Origin of the sequence: Bacillus kalamii, assembly GCF_047238185.1 — a bacterium.
Classification (GTDB): Bacteria; Bacillota; Bacilli; order Bacillales; family DSM-1321; genus Bacillus_AD.
In genome coordinates, this window is the sequence record NZ_JBDFMI010000006.1 from 471,907 (window position 1) to 483,996 (window position 12,090).

The window sequence follows — 12,090 nt, forward strand, 5'->3', positions numbered from 1 at the left end:
GATGCTTCTTTTTTATTGCCGGATCCCTTTGTTAGAAATGTCGCAAAATAGTCGCTATTTAATTATGATAAGCCCTTGCCCCTAAGTCCGTCAAACAGCGCTTATTCTTTAAAAGGCTTCGCCATCAAAAGAGCTGCCGCCAGTACACGTGCGCCTTGATCCAATATGGACCGTTCAAACGTCATTTGCGGGTGATGCAGTCCAGGCTTTACTGCCGCACCGACGCCTATCATCGTTGCAGACACCTCCGGATGTTCAATTGTATAAAAATGAAAATCGTCGCTGCCCGACGTCTGAACATCATCTGCCACTTTTTCCTTGCCCAAAGTCTTTATTATTGCCTCTTCCGCAATTGCTCTTGCCTTTGGGGATACGACCGCACCAGGAGTGTAATCCTTCCATTCAAATTCAATTGGACAGTTGTGCAACTGTGCGATTGAATTCAAGCCGGCAGAAATGCACTCTTTCATTTTCTCAAGGATATCATTTTTTTGGGCACGAATATCGATTGCAAACTCTACAGTTCCCGGAATAATATTCAAGCTTTCCCCTCCTGCTTGGATCTTCGTTAGTTTAGCGGAATACACATCCCACGGAGAAAAATAGATATCCTTTAAGAATTGATGAATGGCCATAATGACATTGATTCCGTTTTTGCCTTGATGGGGTCGAGCACCATGCGCATCTTCCCCTCTGATTTTTCCTTCCAGGAAGATGGCTGCGCCATGTCTGATAGCCGGCGAAAATTGCCCCAGTTCCATTTCTTCCGCCGGCCGCACATGCACGCCAAAAAAATGGGTGACATCCTCCATTGCCCCGTGCTTGATCATTTCAAGCGAGCCATTCCCTTTTTCCTCCGCAGGCTGAAAGATAAAACGAATCTTATGATCAATCTTGCTGTCGAGGACATACAGCAGCGCTCCAAGCACCATGGCAATATGGGCATCATGGCCGCACGAATGATTGGCTTTCCAAATTCCATCCACCTCCTGCCATAGTGCATCTATATCTGCTCTTACAGCAACTGCCCTTTGGCCTTCCCCAATCTCTGCGATCAGCCCCGGGCTGTCCGGAAGCCTGCGGTACGCAACCTGAAGCTCATCAAGAATGGCTGCAATCCTGTTCGTCGTGCCGATCTCCTTCCAACTGGTCTCCGGATGGGCGTGGAAATAGTCGAACCATTCTAAAATGCGTTTCTCATGAGCTGACACTTTCATTCCCCCTGCCATTATTCAAATTTTTCAGTCAACTATTATTATAATATAAAAAATTCTTAAAAAACGGCAAAAGCGCCATTTTTCATAGCGCTTTTACCGGATATATTCCCTTGCCATCATAAAATCCGGCTTTTTTCTATAAACATTTTTCCCGGATTCAATATTTGGTCAGGATCGAATACGTGTTTAATTTGTTGCATGACCTTTAGTGCCAGACCATGCTCTGCTTTTTGGTACTTCATTTTTCCAATGCCGACTCCATGCTCTCCTGTGCAGGTGCCGCCCAATTCAATAGCCCGGAATGTAATAAGTTCTTTTATTTCTTCAGCCGCATCTACTTCATCCTGCTGATTGGGATCATACATGACCAGAGTATGGAAATTGCCATCGCCCACATGGCCAAGAATGCCGCCCAGCAAGCCGCTTCCGTCAATTAAATCCCTCGTATACATAATTATTTCTGCCAGCTGTGATATCGGAACACAGGCATCCGCCCCGCTTACTTCCAGCCCTTTTTTATGGCGGAATGCATAGGCCATTTCATGGCGTGCTTTCCACAATTGAGCTCTTTTCATAGAATCGTTTTCTCTTTCCCAATTCATGCACCCAAGACTTGACATAAGCTGTTCAACTGTATTTGCGTCTTCTTCTGCATTTCCTTTCGTTCCAGCAAACTCAAAGAATAAAGAATGGTATTCTGGATAGTCATAGTCGCCGTATACATTTACTTGCCTTATACTCGGAGCGTCCACCAGTTCCATTCTGAGGACTGGAATGCCGTATTGCAACACGGCTTGGGAAGCCTCGATACAGTCCTTCAAGTGAGTAAACGTACATCTGGCTGCCACTGTATGTTCGGGGATCCCGTGCAATTTCAACGTTATTTCCGTAATGATGCCTAGTGTCCCTTCAGAGCCGGCAAATAAACCATTCAAATGGTAACCGCTGGATGATTTTTTCGCCCGTGATCCTGTATGTATAACCTTTCCGTCGGACAGTACCACTTCTAGGTCCAATATCTGGTCGCGCATGGCTCCATACCTTACTGCTGTTGTTCCGCTTGCATTCGTTGCAACCATTCCACCGATGCTCGCATCGGCACCAGGATCTATGGGAAAATATAAGCCATGTTTATTGATAGCCTGGTTTAATTCCATACGGGTAATACCGGGTTGAACGGTAATGGCTAAATCCTCGGGAGAAAAGGAAATAATATTTTTCATTTGTTCAAAGCTGATAGACAGCCCTTTTTTTAATGGGATAGACTGCCCCTCAAGCCCCGAGCCTGCACCATAATCTGTTATTGGAACACCATGCTTTCTGGCAGTCTCCACTATTTTCATCACATCGAAGGTAGACTCGGGAAATGCAACTGCGTCAGGCATAACAGGGCTGTGGAAGGATTCGTCCTTACTATACTGATATAATGCGGTTTCGTTTGTGCTTATTTTTTCTGCCCCTATTAATTCCATCATCTCATTCAACCATTTTTTAGCCATCTTCATCCCCCTTGGATTTTTGATTAATCGAAAGACAAAAAATGTAACTGGTTACTTTAAAAATTTGAATACAGCATTGGTGAATATGTGTACACCGTAAATAAATGAGTCTTCATCAATCATAAATTGCGGATGGTGGTGCGGATAGACGATCCCTTTTTCTTTGTTGCCTGCGCCGATGACGAAATAAGTGCTTGGCGCTTCCTGTTGGAAGGCGGAGAAATCTTCTGCAGCCATTTTAGGGTCTATATGGATAAGGGTGTCTTGGCCGTACAATTCAATCACTGTTTCTTCCACAACCTTTGTCACTTCATCATCATTGACTACTGGAAGATAGCCGCACTCATATGTAAAGGTATAGGTTGCACCATGGGCTTCCGTAATTCCTTTGACAATCCGCTCCATCAGTTCCGGAATGATCTTTCGGTATTTCGCATCAAAGCTGCGGACAGTCCCCGTCATTTCAACTGAATTGGCAATTACATTCGCTGCATCGCCTCCGACAAACTTGCCGATGGAAACAACCACTTTATCCAGCGGGTCGATGTTGCGCGATACAATTTGTTGAATATTGGAGACAACCTGTGCACCTATGGCAATGCTATCAACCGTCTGGTGCGGCGATCCCCCATGCCCTCCACGGCCGTTTACGGTGATGAAAAAGCCATCCGGCTCTGCCATCATCGGACCGTAAGCCACGCCGACTTTGCCAAGCTCAAGATCTGACATAAGGTGGGCGCCGATAACATAATCGACACCTTCCATCACGCCTGCCTTCACCATTTCCTGGGCACCGCCCGGAAAATATTCCTCCGCATGCTGAAAGAAAAAGCGCACTTCCCCTTTTATCCGATCTTTCATTCCGGATAATACTTTGGCAGCTCCTAAAAGGATGGATGTATGGCCATCATGGCCGCATGCATGCATGACGCCGTCCACTTCAGATTTGAAATCTACATCCGCTTCTTCTTTGATCGGCAAAGCATCCATATCAGCGCGGATAGCCAACGTTTTTCCAGGATGGTCCCCGATCAGGCGAGCCATCACACTGTACTTAGTCGGGCGGGACACTTCCAGATTCCCGAAAGAAAGGAGCTTATCATACACAAATTGTGATGTTTTCTCCTCATGGTAGGATAATTCAGGATGGCGGTGCAGATGCCTTCTCCACTCAACAACCTCTTTCATTAAATCTGTATCAATGTCTATCGATTTTGTTTGTTCCATGTTTCATTCCTCCTTATCTATTCAAATAGAAACCTTGATCACTGCTTCTTTACCGCTTCCCGTTCAAATACGCGTTTTCCGGACATATACGTTTCCAACACTTTTATCTCACCGATGCTTTCCGGTTCCATATCCAGGATTGGCTGGTCAAGAACAATGAAATCAGCCCAATATCCTTCTTTCAGTTGGCCGATATCAGGGATTCCGGTAACACGCTGGGCCTCCCTTGTATACAAAGCTAGCGCAGTCGGTACGTCGATCCGTTGGCCGGCTCCTGTATCCGTCCCGTCATATGCCTTTCTCGTTACCGCCGATTGAATGCCTATGAACGGGTTAGCTGGTTCCGCCCATGCCGTAGCCGGAGCGTCGGATGAAAAAGCAACCTTAATTCCAGCATCAAGCATCGAGCGGACCGGATAGGTACTCTTTGTCCGTTCTACACCGAGGTTAGTAAGGTACGATTCAATTTCAGCAAATATAAATACAGGCTGCGGTACAAAAGCAATTCCTGCCTCTGCAGCTTTCGCGATTGCCTCGGAGGTTGGCATAGCCGCATGCTCGATACGTACGGAAGGGATATCCTTCAACCATGGCTCTTTCCCATGAAATGTATCCACAATCAAATCGATGGCCTGTTCACCCATCGCATGTACAACGATTTGGACGCCGTTTTCCCTTGCAGCTGCTTCCGCCTCTTCCAATTCCTCTTTTGTTGTCGTCTGGATACCAAAATTCTGGCTATCTCCTAGGAATGCAGGATTTACCCATGCAGTTCTGCCGGAAACGCTACCATCGGAAAAAAGTTTGATGCCTCCTACATGGATCTGCTGTTCTTTCTCTTTTTGCCCGGCTGAAAGATGCGGATTATTCTTAAATTCTTCCCATAAATAGTAGAGGGCGGCTCTTTGCTTAAGCCCTTTCGTTGCAGCCTGTCTGTACATGTCCAGATAGTCATGCGGCTGTGTCAGCGCCATTAAATCCGTAATGGCAGTGATTCCGTAGCTTAATAGCACATCACTTAATTCAGCCAATTCCTCAGCATCCTCCTCCACTGTGGTTGCCGGCATACAATTCTTGACCAAATCCTTGGCACTTTCGCGGAGGACGCCGGTAGGTTCACCTCTTTCATCGCGATCAATTTTTCCGCCTTGTGGATCTGCGGTCTCTTTTGTAATCCCGGCCAATTCAAGCGCTTTGCTATTGACAGTTATTATATGTCCGCATGTACGTGTCACCACTACTGGTGAATCCGCCACTGCCTCGTCCAAATCCCATCTATTCGGCGAACGCTTTTCCGCTAATTTCCCTTCATCGTACCCCCAGCCTTCTATCCATCCACCGGCTTCTTGTCCTTCACGGCGCTTGCCTACTTCCTTCTTCAAATCTTCAATTGAGTGCACTGCCGGAGGTGTACAAGCAATCTGTTTGGCCCCCTTCGCCAAGTGCAATGGATGCATGTGGGCATCGACAAAGCCCGGCATGACCGTACGACCTTGGAAATCAACCACACTGTCGGCAGCGCCTTGTACATCTTCACGGTTTCCGATCCAGGTGACTTTTCCATCTTTTACAGTGAACGCATCTGCAAAAGGCATATGGGCGTCGGCTGTAAACACTCGCCCATTCACATATAACTCTTCTTGAACATCCATTTTTTTCATCATCCATTACCCCTTTTTTAAAAAATGGCCACCCTTCATCCTTTAGCTCTCCATATGATTCTTAATAAAGTAATCGCTTTCATTTTCTCTTTTATACATACATGTCTGTCCGTGAAATACACTTTCCTTTATCTTTAGATGCAATTAACATACCAAGTTTTTCCTTTTACCCATCTGCCTTGTTACTCTTTCTACTGCCACGCTCACTTAAAATAGTTTATTCTGTTTTTTAATGACTTTTTCATATTCTTCTATATAAAAAAAGAGGAGAAAAATTTCCCCTCTTCAGTCAAATAATTTTTACCGCAATTGATATTTATCCATCTTATATTTCAATAGTTGTTTTGAGATGCCAAGCTGCCTTGCCGTTTCCGCAATTGTGCCCTTGCTTTGTTCCAGCCCGTTGACTATAAGGTTCTTCTCATAATCTTCAACAGCTTCTTTCAATGCTTTTGCCTGTTGAACAGAATCATACCGCTTCTTTGAATGAAAAGATGTTGTTCCTTTTATCCGGTCAGGCAGGTCTTCTACCGTGATCGTGCTTGAATTAACATTATTGTAGGCAGTCTCAATAGCATTCTTCAGCTCCCGGATATTCCCGGGCCATCCGTACTTTAGGAAAAGGTCGATCACTTCGTTGTCCATGCGGTCAATATACGTATCCATATTTGTATTGTAAAAATCGATATAAAACTTTGTTATTGGGAGGATATCTTCCTTGCGCTCCGAAAGGGAAGGCAGATTCAATTGCACAACGCCCAATCTGTAGAAAAGGTCTTCCCTCATCCGCTTTTCCTCTACGAGAAGTTCTGGATCTTCATTGGTGGCGGAGATAATCCGGATATCCAGTGTAATACTTTTCGTGCCGCCTATCCTTCTGATTGTCTTCTCTTCAATAGCCTTCAGCAGCTTAGCCTGCAGATTCATATCGAGTGAATTGATTTCATCCAAAAATAAAGTCCCGCCATTGGCCTGCTCGAATACCCCTGGCATATCTTCGGCGCCAGTAAAGCTTCCTTTCGTCGTACCAAAGAGTGTACTTTCCATCAAGGTAGCCGGGATGGCACTGCAGTTAAGGGAGATAAAAGGAGAACCGAAACGATTGCTGAGATTATGGATGGCTTGGGCTACTACTTCCTTGCCTGTACCGGTGCGGCCGTAAATCAGTACCGTTGAATTCGTTTTGGCCGTTTTTCTGATTTTTTCCTTAATCTCTTCCATCTTGCCGCTTTCAGATATTAAATTTTCGATTGTATAAATTGTATTATTCTTCCTATATACTTTATTGCTTGCAAATCTATCTAGTTTTTTGATGTGTTCTTTTGAGAAAAAATGTTTGGAGAATTCGATAGCGCCAATAATTTGTCCATTTTCGACAATCGGATAGGAACTGTTTCTAGAAACAATTACATTTCCGGCATTTGTATGGATTTCCTGCCTGACATCCACAATCGGCTGGCCCGTGCGCATGACATTCAAAAGGGTACTGTTTTCATCTGTCAGATCGCTATAAAAGGAAGTGACCTTATTGCCAAGAAAATCTTCCGGTTTTTGGCCCAATTCCTGCAATACATATAAATCGGCCAAGTCATAAAAAAGAACATAGCCTTCTTTATCTACAATCAGCACATTGTCAAACTGAGATAAATGATCAAACTTCTCATGTGGAGTTCTCAAAATCTTCCCCTCCCCGCCTGCGTTAGCAAATGATTTCTCGTCTCTTGTTGAAATAGAGGTAAAATTTCCAATACATTTATTTTAGCACAGAAACTCATTTGATTTCTTCCGGCAGTTATTCTGGATTAGACATTTCATTGAAGAAAAAAGGCGACCATCCTCATTCCTTTATGAAGAATTGAGGGGTCACCTGCTAACATCCTATTAATCCGATCCAGTTATTAGGTAGTCATCCTGTATGACCGCCAACGAATCATTCCTTTTTACCCGGTTGCCTATTTCAACATTCATTTCTGTAATGTGGCCGCTGACTCCCAGTGAAATATTGACCAGTTGGTCATCACTTGTCTTAATCAAAAATAAATCTTCCCATTCATAGACATATGCATCTTTCTTAATAAAGACCTTTTCAATCACGCCATCACGGTCGCTAGCAATCGAGTAAGATGGTGTTCTCACTGGATCATTTCCTCCTTTTATATAAGCCTTACACCCATCCGCGGAATTTAGAAGCTTCTGCCATGCGTCTGACGCCAATCATATAAGCGGCTAATCTCATATCGACGTTTCTGCTTGTTGAAAGTTCGTATACTTGTTTGAATGAATGCTTAAGCACTTTATTCAACTTCTCTTGTACTTCTGGCTCTTCCCAATAATATCCTTGGTTGTTCTGCACCCATTCGAAATACGAAACGGTCACACCGCCTGAGCTTGCCAATACATCAGGAACAAGCAGGATCTTGCGCTCTGTCAAAATTCTGGTTGCATCCAAGGTTGTAGGTCCATTTGCTGCTTCAACCACGATTTTAGCTTTAATTTCATGTGCATTATGTTCAGTGATTTGATTTGAGATAGCAGCAGGAACAAGAATATCGCAATCGCTAGTAAGAAGTTCCTCATTAGTGATGGTATTGTCAAATAATGTCGTGACCGTACCGTAGCTGTCTCTGCGATCCAATAAATAGTCGATGTCCAAACCATCTTTGTCATAAAGAGCTCCGTAGGCATCCGAAATGCCGACTACTTTAGCGCCTGCATCATGGACGAATTTAGCCAAGAAGCTTCCTGCATTTCCGAATCCTTGTACAATAATACGCGCATCTTTTAATTCGATGCCAATTCTTTTGGCTGCCTCTTCAATGCAAATGGTCACTCCCAATGCAGTTGCTTTGTCTCGCCCTTCAGAACCTCCTAGTACAACAGGCTTCCCGGTAATGAATCCAGGAGAATCGTATTCTTTTAATCTACTGTATTCATCCATCATCCATGCCATAATTTGAGAGTTTGTGTAAACATCCGGAGCCGGAATATCCTTGGTAGGCCCGACAATCTGGCTGATTGCACGAACATAGCCGCGGCTCAAGCGCTCTAGCTCTCCCATCGACATTTCTTTAGGATTGCAGATGATTCCGCCTTTCCCTCCGCCATATGGCAGATTGGCGATGCCGCATTTTAAACTCATCCAAACAGAGAGTGCCTTGACCTCTTCTTCATTCACTTCGGGGTGAAAGCGAATTCCGCCTTTGGTCGGTCCCACTGCGTCATTATGCTGTGCCCGGTATCCAGTAAAAATTTTCGTTGATCCATCATCCATTTTTACTGGTATACGGACTGTCAGCATACGGAGCGGTTCTTTAAGCAACTCGTATAGATCTTCTGAGTATCCTAATTTTACTAAAGCTTCTTTAATGACAATTTGTGTTGATTGCAATAGACTAATTTCCTTATGTTCCTGCGTTGCCGTACTCATTTCAAATCACCTCTATAGTATTATGCTAAAACGTTTTTGATGCGGTCGATTGCCCAGTCAAGTTCTTCTTTTGTAATCGTAAGCGGAGGAGCAAAGCGAATAACCATATCATGCGTTTCCTTGCAAAGCAGCCCGCTGTCTTTCAGTTGTTCACAATATGGACGGGCTGGTTCTGTAAGCTCCATGCCGATAAACAATCCTTTTCCACGCACTTCTTTAATGATTGGATTCTTGATTTCTTTCAAGCGCTCCGTGAAATATTGGCCCATTTCTAATGAACGTTCAGCTAATTTTTCTTCTTCCAATACATCCAATGAAGCAATGGAAACCGCACAAGCAAGCGGGTTTCCACCGAAAGTGGAGCCATGTGAACCCGGATTGAAAACGCCTAATATATCGCTGTTTGCGGCTACACAAGAAATTGGGAATACTCCGCCTCCAAGCGCTTTACCCAGAATGTACATATCAGGGATGATATCTTCCCAATCACAGGCAAATGTCTTGCCTGACCGGCAAAGCCCAGCCTGGATTTCATCAGCAATAAATAGTACATTGTTTTCTTTACATAAGTCATATGCCGCTTTCAAGAATCCTTCAGGAGGAATGATGATGCCGGCTTCCCCTTGAATCGGTTCAATCAAAAATGCTGCTGTATTCGGTGTGATCGCTTCTTTCAATGCTTCAATATCGCCATAAGGAATAAGTTTAATGCCCGGAAGCATAGGACCGAACCCACGTTGATATTCAGCATCTGAAGATAATGATACCGCTGTCATTGTACGGCCGTGGAAGTTCCCTTCACAGGCAATGACTTCAGCCTGGCCATCCGCAACTCCCTTTACTTCATATGCCCAGCGACGCGCAGCCTTAAACGCTGTTTCTACTGCTTCTGCCCCTGTATTCATAGGTACAGTCATATTCTTAGTTGTCAGCTTGGCGATTCTTTCATACCATTCTCCCAGCTGGTCATTATGGAATGCGCGTGAAGTCAACGTCACACGGTCTGCTTGGTCCTTCAATGCTTGGATGATTTTTGGGTGTCTGTGCCCTTGGTTGACAGCTGAATAGGCGCTGAGCATATCCATGAATTTATTGCCTTCAGGATCCTGCACCCAAATCCCTTCAGCCTTTGAGATAACGATCGGCAGCGGATGATAATTATGCGCACCAAATTGTTCTGTTTGTTCAATCACTTTTTCTGATACTGTGTTCATTCATTTATTCCCCCTAAATTGTATGAAAAGGGTCCGGCAGTTTAAGCTGCCGGCTTCCCGCCCCTTATATTGGCCATACTGACATTAAAATTGTTCTGCTGTTGTCTTGCCCTGCATATGAAGCAGCAAGTAATCAGGACCACCGGCTTTTGAATCGGTACCTGACATATTGAAGCCGCCAAATGGCTGATAGCCGACAATTGCAGCTGTACATCCACGGTTGAAATACAGATTGCCGACATGGAAATCCTCACGTGCCTGTTGGATGTGGGCACGATTTTTAGAGATGACCGCACCTGTCAATCCGTAAATTGTATTGTTCGCGATATCGATGGCATGGTCGAAATCTTTCGCTTTGCAGAAAGCTACAACTGGCCCAAAGATTTCTTCCTGCATAATGCGTGCGTTCTCTTCGACATCGGCAATGATAGTAGGCTGGATGAAATATCCTTTTGAAGAATCGCCTTCTCCGCCTTGGACAAGCTTGCCTTCTTTCTTGCCGATTTCAATATAGCCCATAATTTTGTCATAAGCAGCTTGATCGATGACTGGACCCATTTGGTCTCCGCCCTCTGCAGGGTTCCCGACCGTCATTTTTTTCGTTAATTCAACAGCACGCTCTAGCACTTCGTCGTATACATCCTCTACGATCACAGCACGTGAACAGGCAGAACATTTTTGGCCAGAGAAACCGAATGCAGAAGTAACAATGGACTCTGCCGCCAATTCTAAATCCGCTTCGCTATCTACGACGATTGTATCTTTTCCGCCCATTTCAGCGATAACCCGTTTCAGCCAAATTTGTCCATCATGCACTTTAGCTGCTCTTTCATTGATTCGGACCCCAACGTCGCGTGAACCGGTGAAGGATACAAAACGAGTACGCGGATGATCGACAAGATAATCGCCAATTTCAGAACCGCTGCCGGGCACATAGTTCACTACTCCTGCCGGAAGACCTGCTTCCTCAAGAACTTCCATGAACTTAGCCGCAATAACAGCCGTAGTGCTTGCCGGTTTCAACAATACTGTATTGCCCGATACAACTGCTGCCACAGTCATTCCTGACATGATGGCAAACGGGAAGTTCCAAGGAGAAATGATCACTCCCACACCCAACGGAATATATCCAAATTGGTTATGCTCAATGGCACGGCTTTCAACAGGCATTCCGTCCTTCAGCTTCAGCATTTGGCGGGCGTAGTATTCCATGAAGTCGATTCCTTCTGCCACATCCCCATCTGCTTGGCTCCAAGGTTTACCGGCTTCCTTCACAAGTATGGCAGAGAAATAATGCTTCTTCTTGCGAACAATTGCTGCCGCTTTGAAAAGAATATCGGCTCTCATTTCCGGACTTGTTTTTTTCCAAGTCTTGAACGTTTCATCGGCACTTTTCATTGCTTGCTCTGCATGTGCTTGGGTTGCCTTGGAAACGTATCCGATCACTTCATCTTTTTTAGCGGGATTATAAGAAACAATCTTATCATCTGTCATTATTTTTTCGCCGTTAATAATCAGCGGGTAAGACTGTCCAAGTTCGTTTTCGACCTGCTGGATTGCTTCTTTGAATGATTGTTTCTCTGCTTCCAGGGAAAAATCAGTAAATGGTTCATGTTTATACGACTGTACCATCTTCACATCTCCTTTTTAAGTGCATTTGTTTTGTCGCTTTATTTAATTGCAAGTATCGTGCCAATAGTGAAAACCTTACTTTCCAACACTTTCTATTAGGAGCATGCAAAATTTATCGGCATATATATATGATAAATAATTTTTCATGCAACCAAAATTTGCACCTCTGCCATATAACCCTTACACTTATGGTATATTCTTTCAAAAGGGGAT

General features: G+C 44.4%; 9 protein-coding genes. All 9 read right to left on the minus strand.

What is annotated here, in order from left to right; all coding sequences use genetic code 11:
* Positions 1 to 101: 101 nt before the first annotated feature.
* Positions 102 to 1,217 (minus strand): amidohydrolase, encoded by a 1,116-nt coding sequence (locus tag ABC357_RS20085; protein WP_412889351.1) that lies wholly within the window; start codon positions 1,215 to 1,217, stop codon positions 102 to 104.
* Between the two features lie 116 nt (positions 1,218 to 1,333).
* Positions 1,334 to 2,716, minus strand: coding sequence for an FAD-binding oxidoreductase (locus ABC357_RS20090; RefSeq protein ID WP_412889352.1), 1,383 nt, complete (start codon positions 2,714 to 2,716; stop codon positions 1,334 to 1,336).
* Positions 2,717 to 2,767: 51 nt separating this feature from the next.
* Positions 2,768 to 3,943, minus strand: a complete 1,176-nt coding sequence (locus ABC357_RS20095) for a M20 family metallopeptidase (protein WP_412889353.1) — start codon at positions 3,941 to 3,943, stop codon at positions 2,768 to 2,770.
* Positions 3,944 to 3,981: 38 nt separating this feature from the next.
* A complete protein-coding gene (locus ABC357_RS20100) occupies positions 3,982 to 5,607 on the minus strand; it encodes an amidohydrolase (RefSeq protein WP_412889354.1) in 1,626 nt (541 codons plus the stop codon).
* A gap of 297 nt (positions 5,608 to 5,904) precedes the next feature.
* Positions 5,905 to 7,281, minus strand: a complete 1,377-nt coding sequence (locus ABC357_RS20105) for a sigma-54 interaction domain-containing protein (RefSeq protein ID WP_412889355.1) — start codon at positions 7,279 to 7,281, stop codon at positions 5,905 to 5,907.
* Between the two features lie 204 nt (positions 7,282 to 7,485).
* Positions 7,486 to 7,740, minus strand: coding sequence for a biotin/lipoyl attachment domain-containing protein (locus ABC357_RS20110; RefSeq protein WP_412889356.1), 255 nt, complete (start codon positions 7,738 to 7,740; stop codon positions 7,486 to 7,488).
* A gap of 28 nt (positions 7,741 to 7,768) precedes the next feature.
* Entirely contained in the window at positions 7,769 to 9,031 is a 1,263-nt protein-coding gene (locus tag ABC357_RS20115) for a Glu/Leu/Phe/Val family dehydrogenase (RefSeq protein WP_412889357.1), read from the minus strand.
* Between the two features lie 20 nt (positions 9,032 to 9,051).
* Positions 9,052 to 10,245: an ornithine--oxo-acid transaminase gene (locus ABC357_RS20120; protein ID WP_412889358.1), complete on the minus strand. Its 1,194-nt coding sequence runs from the start codon at positions 10,243 to 10,245 to the stop codon at positions 9,052 to 9,054.
* Positions 10,246 to 10,329: 84 nt separating this feature from the next.
* Positions 10,330 to 11,877, minus strand: coding sequence for an L-glutamate gamma-semialdehyde dehydrogenase (gene pruA, locus ABC357_RS20125; RefSeq protein WP_412889359.1), 1,548 nt, complete (start codon positions 11,875 to 11,877; stop codon positions 10,330 to 10,332).
* Between the last annotated feature and the right edge of the window lie 213 nt (positions 11,878 to 12,090).

What these genes read in the sequence shown, in the direction of transcription:
- ABC357_RS20090 (WP_412889352.1), bottom strand. Translation starts at nt 2,716, where the DNA reads ATGGCTAAAAAATGGTTGAATGAGATGATGGAATTAATAGGGGCAGAA.
- ABC357_RS20085 (WP_412889351.1), bottom strand. Translation starts at nt 1,217, where the DNA reads ATGAAAGTGTCAGCTCATGAGAAACGCATTTTAGAATGGTTCGACTAT.
- ABC357_RS20115 (WP_412889357.1), bottom strand. Translation starts at nt 9,031, where the DNA reads ATGAGTACGGCAACGCAGGAACATAAGGAAATTAGTCTATTGCAATCA.
- pruA (WP_412889359.1), bottom strand. Translation starts at nt 11,877, where the DNA reads ATGGTACAGTCGTATAAACATGAACCATTTACTGATTTTTCCCTGGAA.
- ABC357_RS20120 (WP_412889358.1), bottom strand. Translation starts at nt 10,245, where the DNA reads ATGAACACAGTATCAGAAAAAGTGATTGAACAAACAGAACAATTTGGT.
- ABC357_RS20100 (WP_412889354.1), bottom strand. Translation starts at nt 5,607, where the DNA reads ATGATGAAAAAAATGGATGTTCAAGAAGAGTTATATGTGAATGGGCGA.
- ABC357_RS20095 (WP_412889353.1), bottom strand. Translation starts at nt 3,943, where the DNA reads ATGGAACAAACAAAATCGATAGACATTGATACAGATTTAATGAAAGAG.